Annotated in this window: 1 protein-coding gene; it reads right to left on the reverse strand. The window is 65.5% G+C overall.

The genetic code is table 11. The features are described 5' to 3' along the window. Positions 1-2: 2 nt before the first annotated feature. A complete protein-coding gene (locus tag AC0L30_RS04695) occupies positions 3-16,871 on the reverse strand; it encodes a leukotoxin LktA family filamentous adhesin (protein WP_473403885.1) in 16,869 nt (5,622 codons plus the stop codon). Positions 16,872-16,891: the final 20 nt, after the last annotated feature.

The following is a 16,891-nucleotide window of genomic DNA, read 5'->3' on the forward strand; positions in this document are numbered from 1 at the left end:
CGTTACCATGCCTGTGCGAGACGGCCAATGGCCGGCTTCGCCGCCCCGATCGCCGCGTCCTTCCAGCCGGTGCGTCCCACGCGCTGACCCTGCCGGCGCAGCTTGCGCATGTCGCTCAATCCCTCGATGTTGACGGCGGGTCCGGCCCCGATGGTTTCGACGGGTCGCGGCGTCAGCAGCGCATCGAGCCGCGCCTTGCCGGAGAGACCGAGCAGGTAGAACGTCCCCCCGTCCTTCTTCGCGAGCCAGGTCTCGATGTTCTCGTTGCCCTCGCCGTCGACGGAGATGTTGCGGATCATGCTGGCGCCGGTGAAGTCGTTGCAGCAGGTGTGGGTCGGCCCGTAATTGGTGACGGTCGCGGAGACGCCGCCGGTGTAGAACACCACATAGGTGTTGCTGACATTGGCGTTCCCAACCTGGCTCATCGTGAACACGCCACCCGGCTGGTAGAGCTGGAGCGACGGCCAGTTGGACGGCGCCGGCGTACGGTTGTTGAGCAGCACCTGCTGGGTTGCCGTCGTCAGCATGAGCTGACCCGGGACATAGCCGTTCAGGATCGCCACGGCGTGGGCGTCGGTCCAGAAGTTCGCATCCACCACCCTGAACTGGTTGATGATGATGCCGTCCGGATCGATCGAGACGTTGGCCGAGGTCGCGGTGCCGCCGTTGTAGCCGGTCACGTTCATGATCAGCGGGACCTGCGGCGTCGAGCGGATCTGCTCGCCATTGACCTTGATCGTATCCGCCGCAAGGTCGAGCTCCCTCACCACGCTGACGAAACCGATCGTCAGGTCACCCGGCGAGGACAGCTTGACCGTGTTGCCCCTGATCCGGTCGAGCGAGACCGAGCCCGCCGAAGCGAAGTGCGTGTCGCCGTTGGCGAAGATCGATCCGCCCCGGATCGAACCGGCATCGGAGCGCAGGTCGATATCGCCGGCATCACCCGGGATGCCCGCCGTGGTGAGCTGGTTGAAGACGATGTCGTTGACGGCATGCAGGGTCTGTGTGCCGCCGCTGATCGCGGTGCCGAGAGTGATTCCCCCGACAGTCGCGGTGACGTCGAGCGTGCCGCCGGCCGTGAGATTATCCCAACGAACGACAGTGCCGCTCAAGACAGCGCTGCCGGTCGTGGCCGTGAGGTTATGACCGGTGTTGGTGCCCGCCGCGATCAGCCTGGCCGAGCCGTTGGCGGAGACCGAGCCGAGCGTCGTCACACCGCCCGACATCACCGTCTGCGCCAGGATGAAGCCGTTGTCCGCATCGACGTTGATGCTGCCGGCGTCGCCGTTGATACCGGTGGACGTGAGCGCGTTGAAGCTGACGTTGTCGTGGGCGCGGATGGTCTGTGTGCCGCCGCTCTGCGCGGTCTTGAAGCCGATGCTGCCCTGGCCCGCGGTCGCGTCGAGCGTCGTGCCGACGTTGAGAACGTTCCAGTTGATCGCGCCGCCGGCGGTCAGCAGGCCCGCTCCGGTGGTGGCGGCGAGCGTGTTGCCGGTGATGGTCGAGGTTGCGACCAGCGTCGCCCCGCCATGGGCGGAGACCGAGCCGAGCGTCGTCACGCCGCCCGACATCACCGTCTGCGCCAGGATGAAGCCGTTGTCTGCATTGACGTTGATGCTGCCGGCATCGCCGCTGTAGCCGGTGGACGTGAGCGCGTCGAAGCTGACGTTGTCGTGGGCGTGGATGGTCTGTGTGCCGCCGCTCTGCGCGATCTTGAAGCCTATGCTGCCTTGGCCCGCGGTCGCGTTGAGCGTCGTGCCGACGTTGAGGACGTTCCAGTTGATCGGCCCGCCGGCGCTCAACAGGCCCGCTCCGGTGCTGGCGGCGAGCGTGTTGCCGGTGATGGTCGAGGCTGCAACCAGTGTCGCCCCGCCATGGGCCGAAACCGAGCCGAGCGTCGTCACGCCGCCCGACATCACCGTCTGCGCCAGGATGAAGCCGTTGTCGGCCGTGACGTTGATGTTACCGACATCACCGCTGTAGCCGGTCGTAACCAGCGACTTGAACGTCACGTTCTGGCTGGCGTGGACCGTTTGCGAGCCGCTGCTGTCGGCCGTGCCGATGACAATGCTGCCATTGTTCGCGACGGCGCTGAAGCTGCCGCTCGCACCCGTGGCCGTGCCCGCCAGTACTTGGTCGAGCGTCAAGCCGCCTGAACCAACCAGATCCACGCCACCCTTCACTGCGGACAACAGGCTTGCCTCGGTGTCGGTGAGAGCCTTCAGGTAGATGCCACCGGCGCTCGTGCTCGCCGAAAGCCGAGCCGCGCTGAGGATGAGGCGGGCCGCCGCACTGCCGATGCCGTTCGATGCGTCTAGCGAGACTTCTGCCCCTGAGCCGGACGCGACGATCTTCGTTTGACCGTCGCCGTTGTCGATGATCGCTCCGGGCGAAGCGACGCCGCCGGCGGTAACGACGATCGACGGCGCGTTCGAGGCCGCCGCATAGGACAGCGACGAGTTGAGCTGGCCGATGGTCGCGTTGCCCGTGGTGATCACTGAGATCACGCCGGCCGCGTTGATGGCCGAATAGGCGCCCATCGACAGTGAGGCGGAAGCCAGCGTCACCCCGCCCGAGGAGCTGCTGGCCACCACCGGCGCCGCGCTGGTGCCATCGGCGAAAGTCACAGCGCCGTTTGCGAGCAGCTGCATCAGGCCAACGCTGGTGACATCGGCATTGATGCTGATCGCGCCGTGCGGCACGTTCAGCGTCAGTGTCCCGCCCGCAGTCAGCGCGCCGTAGGTGCCGGTCGCACCCACCGCGAGATCGTGCGCCACGACCAGGATGCTGAGGTCGCCGACCGCGGAGCCTGTGAGCGCGCCGGAGAGCTGCACCTGAAGCGGCTGGAACGTCGCGCCGTTGAAGCTGATATCGCCGCCGGCGCGCAGATCGAGATCCGTGCCGACGATATGCACCGCCGTGCGATCGGCGAAGTTGGTTCCAGCCTCGGCATAGATGCTGCCTGTCGCGGCCAACTGGATGGCGCCGGTCGCTGAGACGTTGCCGAGGACCAGGTCGCCGGTGGTCTGCTTCACATAGACGCCCAGTCCGGACGACACCTGATCAAGATGATCGCTGGTCGGGCTCGCGAAGGCGATCTGGATCGCGTTCGCGTTGGCCGCCGGGTCGGCTCCGGCCGCGCCAGCGCTGCCGATGTTGCCGTGCTCGGCGATCAGGGAGAGGTTGGGAATGTCGCCGGAGATCACAGGAACCCCGCTCACGCCCGCGGAGATGCTGCCCACCGCATCGAGCTTGACGTCACCCCTGCCGGTCACCTGGATGCCGCCGGCCTGCGCGGCAGCGATCGGACCGTAACTCGCGGCCGCAATGCCGCCGAGCACGAGGCTGTTCTTGCTGCCGAGATAGACCTCCGACAGCGCCTTGGCGGTGACCGCGGTTGGATTGTCCAGAATGACGAGGCTCTGTTGCGACAGCGTGACGTTGTAGGTCACGACGCCGGTCGTCGGGTCGGTCGAGGAGTTGACGACGAGCTGTCCGGGACCGGCCGAGGCGAGCAGTCCCTTCTGGGCGGACGTCAGCGACGAGGCATTGACACTCGTGAACGTGAACGTCTGAGGCGCCGCGAGCTGGCCGACCGAACCGTTCGGTGTGTACAGCATGACCTGGCTGGCCTTGATGTTGGCCGCGACATCCTCGCTGATCGGCGGTGGCGGTGCACCGACCGCTGAGGAAGAGACGGTGTAGGCGAGCTGGCTCTGAGTCCATTGCGAGCCCGCTGTGATCATCCCGTAGAGCTTTTCGGTCGGAGCGAGCGTATAGGCATAGTTCGAGCTGTAGGTCGCAAGCGCCGTCTGCAGGGCCGTGTTGGTCGGCATAAGCTGATGGCCAGTTGCCACGCCGTCGAACAATCTGGTGAACAGGTTCGACGAGAGCGTGCTGCCGAACAGCGTCGCCAGAGGGTCAGAGGGCGCGGTGCCGAGCAATGTGGTCAGCGAGGCCTTGACCTGAACCGTGTCGATCATGCCGAGCAGGAACTGGTCCTTCAGCAAGCGCGTCGTGGCCTCATTCTGCATGTCCGTCGTCGAGACCGCGGAAGGATCGATGCCGAGCTTGGCGGCTACCTGCGCCCGCAGCACGGTCAGGCCCACCGAGGTCGGGCTATAGGTGTTGCCGTTCGCGAAGGCGACGTTCTTGAGCTGGAAGTAGTCGTTGTAGGCCGCCGTGACCATGGTCTGGTAACTGTTGACGGCTGCGGTCGCGCCGTTGCCGCTGAGGAGGTCCAGGCTGGTCCAGACATCCGCCAGATGCGCGCTCTGCTCGGCCGTGAGGCCGCCGGACGACAGGCCGTTCAATATCCTGGCTTGCGCCCCATCGGAGGCCCCGGCCTCGAGGAACACCGGGCCGCTCTTCGACTCGACCGTGCCGAGCCGCAGATCGCCCTTGGACTGCACGATGTAGGTTCCGGTCGTCGAATAGCTGTTGAGCATGCCGCCATCGACGCTGCCGTCGACCAGCGTCGTGCCGGTCGCCTGGATCACGAGCGGATTGATGTTGGTGAGGACGGTCGCGCCGTTGCTGACGCCGGTCACCGCGCCAATCGCACCGCCGGTGGACCTGATCTCGATGTTCTTGCCGACGACGACGGGGTTGGCGACGCTGTAGGCGGACGCCGAGTTGATGTCGCCGGTCGCCGAGATGAAGACGCTGCCCTGCGGCGCGTCGCCGGCCACGGTCGAGTTCACCTTGACCTGGTTGATCGACAGCGAGCCCACGGCCGCGATCGCAATATCGTGGTCGATCGAATTGGCGGTGAGGCTGCCGCCATAGACCTGCACGGAGACCGGCGCCCCGCCGGCACCGATGCTGCCGATGCCGCCCGCCGCCGACAGCGACACACTGGTGCCCGATATCACCGGGTTGTTGGCGTTCGCGCCGACCGTGATGGCCGAACTGGCGCCCGTGGCCACGACCGAAGTCGCACCCTGAAGGTTGTTGATGGGGCCGTTGATGACGATGCCGGAGTTCGACGTGACCGCGACCGTGCTGGCGCCGCCACCGTTGAACTGGATGTTGATGGGGTTCGATGCCTTGACGGTGTTGGTCAGCGTCAGCGTCAGGTGATCGAAGATCTCCTGGAACCAATCGTACTGTCCATCCGCGCCGCAGCACTTGTCGGAATGGGTGTTGCCGCCGCCGCCGTGAGCCGAACCGGTCGCGGTGACGACCTCCTGGTAATTCGTGCTCTGCAATTGTCCCGTGGTGGCGCCGTTGGCGACCTGCTGCACGTCCGAGACCAGGCTGGTGGTGCGGACGAAGGAGCTACCGCTGTTGGGATCCCGCGAGGTGTATTGCCAGCCATAGTCGAACTGCGTGCTCGTCGTCGAACGATCCAGCCGCGCGGTGTCGACCCACTGGTAGTACATGTTGGCTTGCGGCGCGTACTGCAGGCCGGCCGTGCCGCTTGTCGCGGCAAGCATCGAGCCGTCGTACTGGCTCGCATTGACGCTGTTGGTTCGATACGTCGACACCTGCTGGCCGCCCGGGGCGGCAGGATTGTAGACGTACCACGTCGTCTGCGCCTTGAGCTGATCGACGATCTCGATCACGCTGGCTGCGCTGACGCCGGTATTGATCGTGTTGGTGACGAGTTGAAGGCCGGTGGTGTTGTTCACCGTGATCGTGCCGGCGCCCCCGTTGACGATGATGTTGCCCTGCGGCGTGCCGTCGGTCGAGGTCGAGATGATCTTGCCGTTCAGGTAGACGTAGCCGCCGGACCCCTGCACCACGCCGTTCAGGAGGATCTGGTCGGTGGCGGCATTGTACCTCGCGCCGACCTGGACGTCGCTGCCACTTACCTTCGACAGATACTGCGTCAAATCCACATAGCTGCCGTGCTGCGCGTTGGTCTGGGCCTGGGCAAAGGCCGAGCTGTCGGCCTTCAGAGCGTTGATGGCGTTCAGCGCGCCGGTGCCGATATTGACCGAATAGTTGCTGCTCGAGCCGCTTTGGATGGTGCCGTTGATGTTGAGAACCGATGCCGACAGGATGATCGCCTTGCCGATGATGAAGGGCGCATTCGCCGGCGGGTTGGTCGCCGTGTTCGCCGTCTTCGGCGTGATCACATCGGGCTGGATGTTGATGACCTGGAAGTAGGCGGAGCAATGCGAGCAGTTGAACGGGCTGGAGCCGCTATAGACGCCCTGGCCGTCATAGGTGCTTGCCTCCCATGGGGCGGTGCTGATGGTCTGCCTGGTCGGCCCCTCGATCGTCGCGAGCGTTGACGCGTCGGGAGTGCTGCCGGCATGTTCGTTGCCGTTGCCCGGCGCACCCGAACCCATCGGCAGGAAGATCGCCGAATAGAGCGAAAGGCCGTCGTAATAGAGATCCAGCAGCCGCGCCGTAAAGACAGTGCTGTTGCTCGCCGTACCGGCGACGCCCGCGCTGCCGGAGGCGCAGCAATAATAGGAATACGGGTGATTGCCGCCGGAAGCGATATGCACGCCGCTGTCGTAGGCACCATAGGCACCGAGATAAGTCGCCGCCGCCATCACCGCCGTCAGCGTGTCGTTGTCAGCCGGCTTGTACTCGGTATTGGTCCATTGCGAGGCCACGTCGTGGTTGGAGCTGAAGATGCTGCCGACGCCGCCATTGAAGGTGAAGGAGCCGTTCGGCACCACCATCTGGATTGTCGCAGCATCGAACGTCTGCGATGCGACGACGTTGCCGAGATTGTTGGTGATCTTGAGCAGGCCGTTCTCGTTGGTGACGACGCCGTCGAAGTAGATGTCGGGCGTGCGCGTCAGAGTGTTGCCGTTCTGGTCGACACCGAGACCCGTGTTGGGATCCTTGCGGTTATAGACCGCCGAGATGTCGATGATCGGCGTCGCGCTGTTGTTCGACGTGAAAGTCACGTTCGACGACGACCCCGGGTCGACCTGCGGGTGCGTGACCAGCCCCCCCGTCACGTTGGTGATCGTGAGGTTCGACAGCGCGACGAAATCGAGGCCCTGGTTTTCAATCTTGATCATGGGCGAAGAGCGCGCGATCACCGATGGTGCGGCAAGACCTGCGCCACCTGCCCCGGACAGCCTCTGCGCCAGGATCGAAACGTTGCCGGCCGACACCATTATATCGCCGAACGCGAAGGCGTTGCCGGATGCATTGGCAGCGAACGGCGCCTGCTGGATCAGGGTATTGATCTGGCGCTGGATCTCGCCGGTCGGATCGGTGCCGCCAAACGTGATCGAGGGCTGCGTGGCGGAAAGCGCCGTCTGGACCTGCGTCGACGTCAGGCCACTCAGAGATGCGAGTTGAGCGACGATCGTTTGGTAAGGATTGAAGCCGCCCACGATGGTGTACTGGATCGTCTGGTGGTTCCAGCTCATCACCCGATTGAAATGATCGACGTCGGAGACGTATTCGAGCGAGAGCGGATCGTAGGGGCTCGTCGTAGACAGGGTCGGCGTGCTCGCGCCAAGCGCGATCGTGATCGTTTCGTCATTGTGGATGCCGGCCACCACGAGGCCGTTGAGCGCGACATTGCCGGTCCCGCCGCTGTTGTCGTTGCTGTGGTTGTCGCTGTTCTTCGCGCTGAAGATCTCCAGGTACGGATTGTAGTTGCTGCCGAGGCCGGAGGCCGTAACCTGGCCCGGCGTCGCGGTGAGCGAGATGTCGTTGGCGCCGAGCACCTTCGAGCCGATGGCAAGCGTCAGGCTGGTGTCGTCGTCGGCGTTGGCGGTGCCGCGATAGAGGCCCGAGATGGCAACGACCGTGTTGTTGTAGACCACCGTCGTCGCGTTCGCGGCCACGCTGCTGTAGACGCTGCCGTCGCCGGCCAGGCCTGCGGCGATGTTGATCTTGCCCCAGGCCTCCACTGTCGAGGTGCTGCCGACATTGACGTTCTGCGTTGCATGCACCCATGCGTTCGTGCTGGCACCGACTCCGCCGACCGCACCATAGAGGCTGGCGTTGGCGTAATTGTTTGCCGCCATCCGCGACGCCGAGCCGATATAGATGTTGCCGGCGCTGAACAGCTCTCTGGCCTGAATGTTGACCGTGAGCGTGGCATTTGCCGTCATGTCGGATTCGGCGCCGCCGCCGGCGAACAGGCCCGCGGCGCTCAAATTGACCGTGTCGGTCGTGCTCAGCGTGTTGTAGGCCTCGATGTTGATTGCGCCCGTCGTCGTTCTCGGATCGGCATTAAGGCTCAGGATCGTACCGGCGTCGATGTTGGTCGTGACGGTCTGCGTGACCCTGGACTTGCTGAGCACCGCCGCGCCGGCAAACACGCCGCCGGAACCAGACCGCGCCCCGCCACCAGCCTGGTTGACCACGTCGTTGGCGATCACAACCATATCGCCGCCGGCCGAGTTGACGATCAGATGCGTGCCGATTTCAGCGGTGGTCGCCGACGTGACATCGTTCTGCGCGCTACCACCGGAGGCGCCCGCCGTAGAGGCCTGATAGGCATCACCGCTGCCGGCATAATTCGTCGTATGTTTGGCCTTGATGTTGAGGCCGCCGAAATAAAGCGTGTTGTCCGTCGCCTCGCCATAGAGCATGGCGTCGGTGACCGCGGTGGTGGCCGTCGTCGCAACCGCTGCTGCGCCGGCATAGGTGCCGCCCGCACCGACGAGCGCGCTGGCGACGTTGGTATCCGTGCCCGTGGCGGTGATCTGGAGAACGCCCGTGTTGGACGCGGCGGTGACCGCGCCGGCCCCGAGATAGGCGTAGGTGTGGGCGCTCGAGGAGACCTGTGCGACGGTCGCGCCAATGGCGAGGAACCCGGTCGAGAGGCCAGTCGACTCGGCGTACTGGCTGCTGTCGTTCTCTGCGGCAATGACCACGTCGGCATTGGGAAGATGGATCCCGATGCCGCCATACGCACTCACCGTCGCGTTCTCGGACGCCCTGGCATAGCTGCCCTGGGCACCGATCAACGAGCCGCCGCCGCCCGCGAGCGACCAGGCGTAAGTCGTCGTGCCGCCGGTCGGCACCAGCGCCATGGCGGTCACACCGAGCGCACCGCCCGAGAAGGTGGTGTTGTCGCCGACATCGGCCGTGACGGTGGCCGTCACCATCGATTCCGCGACGGACACGCCGATGGCGCCGCCGCCGACCGCGACACCGATCGCCTTGCTCGAAAGCTTGGGCGTGATCGATGCCGACACCAGCGTGCCGGCGCCCGTCGCCGACGTGGTGATCGATGAGCTGGAACCGATCTCTGCCAGGACCGTCGAATTTTCCTTCGCTGTCGCAACTGCGCCGTCACCGGCGACGATACCGCCGGCGACCGCAGTCGCGGAAGCGGACATTGCGCCGGCCTCGGCGGCGCCAACCGCAAGGGTCGAGCTGTTCACCGTCGCGTTCGACAGCACCTTTGCCGCGACTGAACTGGACCGTCCCGTGGTCGCGATCGACACCCCGATGGCTGCAAGGCCGCCGGTGCCGCCGCCCGCGGTCACGCTCTGAGTCGAGCTGTCCATCGCCATCACGGCGACGCCAGTCGCGCCGGTGCCGCCCGTTCCGGTCACGGAGCCGCCGAGTTGGGCCGTGACGGTATTGGCGACGTTGCCGACCGCCACGGCCGCATCCGCGCCGAAATAGAGCGCTGCACCGCCGGCGATCGCCTCGCTGTCGACGGTCTTGCCCGAATAAGGTCCGGTATCGGCGTCCTTGACCCGCGCCGCAACCGTGACGGACGGCGCGGAGACGATCGCGCTCAGATTGGCGAGGACGCTGCTGTCGACGCTGGTGTAACCGATGCCGGCGCCGATGCCGACGTTCTTGGCAAAGCCCGCGCCGAGCAGGAACATCTTGGTCGCGTTGGCGCTGGTGGCGGCGACGTTGACCTGCGTGCCGGTCACATTGCCGCCCGCGATCTGGGCGGTGACGCCGTCATTGCCGCCGGTCAGGACGGTGCCGACGTCGTAGGTCGAGGTTGCGTTGGCGTTGCTCGGATTGCCCGAGGTGCCGCCCGCGACCGCGTCGCTGCCGTGCGAGGAATTGGTGCCCGCGTTCACTGATGCGAGGGTGCCGTTGTTGCCCTGATTGAGCTGGCCGGTCTGCTCGCCCTGCGTATCCGGATCGGCGGTGTTGGTGCCGATGATGATGACGCCGACGGTCGCACCGATGCCGACGCTGCCGCCGATGCCGGCGGTGACCGCGTAGGACAGGACTTCCTTGGTGCTGAGCGCGCCGACGTTGATCGCGCCGGACGAATTGAGGTCGCTGTTGCGGCTTTCCGCAATGGTCTGGCTCTTGAAGACGATCACGTTCGCCGCCGCGCCCACGCCGACGCCGGACCCGCTGGCGGCAATCGAAAGCGCGCCGGCGATCTCCTTGATCGCCACGTCCTCGGTGGCGTTGATCGTGACCGCACCAGCCGAACCGCCAGTGGGGGACTGCAGCGTGGTGTCGTAGACGCCAGCGATGGTGGTGTTGTTGGCAATCTCGATGTTGGCCATGCCGGCGATTGCCGCCGTGCCGGTCGAGAGTGCCCCGCCAATCGAATAGGCCTGGAAGCGGTTCTTCGTCGTTGCCTCGACGTCGAGCGCGCCGCTCAGATTGACCGCAGTCGTGTGTGCCGCGCCGTTGCCCTGATAGTGGAACTCGTCGCCGACATAGGCTTCGGTCCGGTTCGCCGAGACCTGAACCAGGAACGCCGCCCCGATCGCGGCCTGGCTGCCATAGGCGCCCGAGCCGTTCGCCGACGCGATACCTGTGGCGTCGTAGGCGTTGACCGTGAGCGACGACGCCGTGAGGGAGCCGCCGTCGACATAGGCCTCGGTAGTTGCGACGAAGACGTTCAGCCCGACCGAGCCGGTGCCGAAACCGACCGCGATCGATGATGCGTCCTGCTCGGCATTGGCCTTCACGGTGACGGCGCCCACCGTTGCGCTCGCCGACTGCACGCCACCAACGGTCGCATTGGTGATATCGGCCTCGGTGTCGCGCGACATCGTCGTGCTGAGAATGGTCGCACCGCCGCCCCCGCTCCCGGTTGGCGGCACCACGCCGGCGCCGAACGCGCCCGAATAGGAGAAGCTGCTGGCGGCCACATCGATCTGCGGGTCCAGCGTCGAACTTGCCAGCCGAGTGTCGATCGCCGCGCCGTCGATATAGGCCCTGGTGGATCCGCTCATCACATTGGTGATCGGATTGATCATGATGGAGATGCCCGAGCCCGCGGACAGGGTGGCGACGTTGGTGACGACGGCCTGGTGCGAGCTGGCGACGACGGCGAGGCCGCGCACACTCTCCTGGGTCTCGCTCAGATCGGGCGTGGTGTCGGTGGGCGCGCTGAAGCCGCCGAGATCGATCGCGTGCGCGAGCGTGCCGCTGTTGACGGAAAGCACGTCGCTCGTGCTGGTTCCGCGCGCATCCACTTTGGTTGTCGTCCCGCTGATATAGGCCGCGGTGGTGCCGGTGATCTTGTTCGTGACCATCGAGCCCGCGCCGCCTGCCGCGCCCTTGCTGATGGACACGGCGCCGGCGAAAACGCCGGCTTTGTCATTATTGCCAGCAATCACGGCAACGTTGTCGTTCGCAGTGATGTCGGCTCCGCCGGCGATGCTGGCGGTGACGTTGGTTCCCATCAGATTGGTGGCGACCGAACCGGCAAGGCCGATCTGCGAGGAAATCGCAATACCGACGGCAACCGTCGAGATATCGGCATTCGAGTTCGCGTTGACGACGACATTGCCGGAGGCGGTCAGCTTGGAGCCGGTGACGCCGGCACTGACATTGTTGGCGATGCTGCTGTAGACGAGGGCCAGGCCCGCTGCGCTGCCTTGCGTCGAGGCGCCAGCGACCGCGGCGGCGCCGGTGATGCTGGAATTGTCGGTCGCGGTGACGGAGATGTTGGAGGCCGTCACGGTCGATTGCGTCGTGTCGGACTGGTTGTTGCCGATTGCCGCCGAAACATTATTGGCGATCGAGCTGATTGTCATGCCGCCGACGCCGGCAAACTGACCGGTCGCCAGACCGAAGCCAATCGTGACCGACTGGATCTTCGTGGTGTCGACCGCATTCACACTGACGCTGCCGATCGTCGACATCCGGACGTTGGCGATATAGGCCGAATGCGTCGTCGCGATGGTATCGTACACCATGGAGGCGCCGACATTGTTCTTGCCGGCCTGGATAATGCCCGCAACGGAGATGATGCTGGCGCCCGGACCGTTCGCCGTGCCGTCGTTGAGCGCCGCCGCGCCAAAATCTATGCAATTCGCCGTGCCGTTGCCGGCGGCGGCCGTGCACGTGTCCGACGCGAGATGATTGTTGTTCGACTTCTTGACGAGATTCCCGAGCGCCGTATCGAGGTCCGACACAGCGCCGCTGTCCGCCAGCACCGTCACGCGCCCGACGTTGATGTTCACCGTCGAGTTGCTGCTGATATAGGCCGTGGTCGTGGACGTGATTTCGTCGACGACGATCGAACCCGACAGACCGTTGGACCCCACCTCGGCCGACGCGGCACCGGCCGCGATGATGCTGGCATTGTCCGCGAGCACCAGAAGCGAGTCGTAATTGCTGATCGACGTGGACTTGATGTGCGCGTCAGTCGCGTTGCCGCCGGAGGGATCGCCGATCGAAGCATACGTCATGGCGAGGCCGAAGCCGCCCTGTCCGCCGGAAATATAGAGCGAACCGCCGCCGACCGCGATGTTGCTGGTCTGATAGGCATCGACCTCGAGAGCCCGCTGGACGCCTGTGCTCCCGCCGGCGATCGTCGAATTTTCGATATAGGCCTGCGCACTGTCGGTGATGATGCCGACGGACAGCGCGATCGAGGCGGCGTTGGACCGCGTTGACGCGGCAAGGCCGATCGCCACGACGGTTTCCGATCCGCCGTTCAATGCCTGCACGGTCACGGACTGCTGGTTGTTGACCGTGGAGTTGGAGATGAACGCTTTGGTCACATTGTTCGAGATCGCCGCGGCGATGGTGCCGTCGACGGCCACGCTCGTCGAGCCGGCGCTGCCTCCCAGATTGGCGGCGGCGCCGCCCGAGCCGTTGTTGAGAATGGTGTCGTTGAGCGCCTGGACCAACAAGGTGGCCGTTGGGCTCGGCGAGTAGCGGTTGATCGTGACGCCGGTGATCGAGGCGGTCGTGCCAAGGCTCACATCGCTGATGGAGGAGCTGCCGGCAAGATCGATCGTGAAGCCGCTGCTGGAGGCGCCCGACGACGAGCCAACCTTGGCCAGCGCGGTTGAAATCCCGCCCGCTCCGCCGGTCGCGGCTGCGCCGACGGCACCGGCCTTGGTGCCGAAGTCCGAAACCGAAGGTTCCGAGATCGCAGCCGCAATCGACGCCGCGGTGATCCGGCCCGCCGTCGTCGCGGAAATCGCCAGATGGTCGGCCGTGACCGACCCGTTACCGCTGCCAGTTCCCGAGAACGGATCGTCCGAATTGAACGGGCCCGGGCGGATGTCGCTGTGATTGTCACCGACATAGGCGGCGGTGTCGGTGGTCGCGCCGAGATAGGCGACGGCGAGGCCGACGGCGGAGTTGCCGCCGGCTGACACCGCGCCGGCAACCGACAGCATCGACAGATCCTGCTGGGCGAGCACATTCACCGTCGGAGCCGACACCGTCGCGCCGATGCCTATCGAGGCATGCGTCGTGTTGTTCACGAGCGCGATGGACGTGATGCCGTTCAGCGCCAGGGCGCCGGCCGCCTTGCCGGATGTCGGCGCAACGCCGAAGAACTGGTCGGTGGTCGATGCCGTGATGGAGACGTTGTCGGTCGCGCCGAGCGAAGCGCCGGACGCCACGCCGGCGACCGTGTTATTCCAGAACTGGACCAGATTGAGCGCGCCGCCCAGCGATGAGCCACCCGAGGTGTTGCCGGGAAGGAAGCCGAGCGTGCCGACGTTGCCCGCAGCGTCGATCGAGGCCGAATAGGCCGTCGCCGCGATGGCGAGCGTCGCGTCGAAGGCCTGCGTCGCCCCGCTGTCCAGCGCAGCCGTCCACGCGCCGCTGCCGCAACTCGCAACCGTGCAGGTCGACGTCAGGCTGGCACCGGTCGCGACCCAGGCCGTGGTGTTGTTGTGAACCATGAAATTGTTCAACGACCCTGCGATGCCGACGGTGTCGCCGGCGTCCGCGGTCGAGTTGGCGTAGCTGGTCAAGATGCTGCCGCCGACGCCGAGATTGCCGTTGAGATGCCTCAGCACATCCGTCAGCGAGGCCCATTGCAACCAGGTGTTGGTGATCGGCATATAGGTGTTTGCCGAGACGCCGATCTCCGGCGCATTGATCAGGGTCGCGTCGCCGATATAGGCGTTCGAATTGTGCGTGAAATCGCCCCACGCGACCGCTGCGGCAACGGCCGTCGACTGACCATCGACCGGGCTCGAGCTGATCGCCGAGGCCGTCGCAATGCTGCGCACGCCCACGTCGATCACGTTGCTGATGACGGCGACGTTGCCCGACGTATAGATCGACGGCGCGCCGCCGCTGGGGTTTTGCGCAATCGCCGCCGTCGCGCTCTCCGTGCTGCGCGCGATCGTCAAGGCCGCCGCCGCCTTCAGGTTCAGATCCGCGGTGAAAAGCGTGCTGAACTGCTGGGAGAACAAGTTGGGATTCATCGTGCCCACGACCAGGGCACCCTGGAGTCCGGCGATCAAAGCCGGCGTACCTGTGATGGTCGAGGACATCGTCGAATTCGACGTCGTGTTCGAGGTCGCCTCGACCGTCACCGCGCCGTTCATCCGGTTCGAAGTGCTGGACCCCAGCGACGACCCGAGGGTCGCGGTCGCCGAGGTGTTGACGTTGCTGATCGCGACGGCACCGCCGACGCCGCCGTTCAGGGCCGGATTATCCAGCCCCACGGAGGTCGCGGACGTCGAGAAGCTGTTGTTATTCAGCGCGCGCAGCGCGAATCCACCGGTCGATCCGCTCGCGGTGCCGACGCTCAGGTGGGCGCCGGTCGCGACGTTTGCCGTGGTCGTCACCGACGCCGTCGAATAGGCCACCGTCGCCACGAGAACCGCGCTCGAGGTCAGCGATACGGCCGTGACGTTCATCGTGGCATCGTTGGTGGCCTTGATGCCGAGGCTACCACCTGCGCTGATCGTCGCATTGCTTGCTACGTTGGTGGTGACGTTGCCGGCGATGTTCCCGACCACGACCGCAGCGCCGACCGGCGATACGCCGAGGAGCGACGAGGCGATAACGGGATCCTCGGCCCTCTCCGACCCGTACGCGCTGATCGAGACGTTGCCGCTGCCGGAGATATTGGCATGGCCGTTGATGTTCACGGTCGCGGTTGCGCTCGCCGCGACATAGCCTCCGTTGAGGCCCAGGATCATGCCGGGGACCGATTCGCCGACAAGCGCGAACGTCGAAGCGAGCGAACTCGTGAAGCTCGCCACCGCCGTAGAGCTCGCGCTGATCGAGATCGCGCCGCCGTTGATCGTGCCGTCAACGGTGATGCCCGTGGTCGCATGGGCGTGGCCGGACATCAGGGTCTGGCTCGCCGCGGCTGCAAGCGTGACGCTGCCGCTGGTGTAGGTCGTTCCACCAGTGTTGATCGCCTGGGCGAGGATCTGCGCTCCGTTGACGATGCTGATGGTGGGCGCGTCGATCTCGACGTTGATGGCGTTGCCGACGGAATGAGTCTTGGTGGCGTCGAGGTTGCGGGCATCGATCACCGCATGCGCGGCCAGCGTGACCGAATTGTCGGCCTGAACCAGATAGGTGCCACCGGCGCTGAGCGCCGCGATGGCGTTGGCGACGGACGTGTTCCCGAGGGTTACGCCGACGTCGCCCTGGCTGGCGTCGCCGATCACCACATCGGTCGGGTCGATCAGCAGCGTCCCGGCCCGGCCGTTGGGGGCGGCGAGATTGATCGTAACGCCGCTGCCGACGTCGATGACGCCGTTTCCGCTCAGCTCGACCAGGCCCGCATTGCCGGTTTTCGAGCTGGCATTGATCTTCGCGCCGCTCTTCACGGTGACGTCGTTGCCGGCCTTGACAAGGACGCCGCCGGCATCCGCAGTCCTGCTCGCCGTGCTCAACCGCGCATTCTTGCCGAGTTCGGCTTGGTTGCCGGCCACGATCGTGATGTTGCTCGGCGTCGTGGTCTTGCTGCGCGCGGTCAGCCGTCCGTTGACGCTGGCGTTGTTGACGGCGCCGATGTGAATGGAGCCGTTGCGCACGGAAATCGCGGCGGCGCTGCGCAGCCCCTTGGAATTGACCGAGGCTGCGAACTTCGCGGCGTGATCGAGATTGGCAATGTCGCGCTGGCTGGCACCACCGACAAGGACGTTCTGCCCGGTCAGGCGCACGCCGTCGATGGCATTGACCCGGCCGTAGATCCGGATGTTGCCGTCCGGCGAGACCGGGAACGACCCCGCCATCAGATTGGCGACGGCCGAACCGTTGATCTGCCCCTGCACGCCGATCAGACTGTCGGTGAACTCGCGCGTCGGCGTCGAGACGTTGAGGCTGCCGACATTGACCGTGCCGCTGCGGCCGACCACGAAGCCCTTGGGATCGGCGAAATAGACGTTACCGCCGATCGCGCCGTTCATGTAGGAGTTCAGCGTGCCGTTGACGTAGACCGGAGCGTCGCGAACGATGTTGACGAGATTTTGCGTACCGGTCGGCAGTTGCAGATTGACGGTGTTGCCCTTCCCGACGCTGAACTGCGAGAACGAGTTGAAGGCACTGGTGCCGGAGACGGTCGACGTCGTGACGTTGGTGACGCTGCCGGACGTCTGAAGGCTGGTCCCGGTGCGGCCGTCCGGCGTGATCACGTTCGCCGGCTGCGCCTGCAGGCGGACGCTGAACACCGGCAGGAAGACCATCTGCATCGCGCAGAGCAGTGACATCGAACGGAAACGCGCAAGTCCCCGCAGCGTCACCTTGTCATTCTCTCGCCTTGCAGATGGTCGGCGCATTTCAGATCCTCTTCATCGGC

The organism is Bradyrhizobium sp. MI1.11, assembly GCF_055811255.1.

Excerpts from the sequence above, each read along its gene's own strand:
- AC0L30_RS04695 (WP_473403885.1), bottom strand. The coding sequence starts at position 16,871 with ATGCGCCGACCATCTGCAAGGCGAGAGAATGACAAGGTGACGCTGCGG.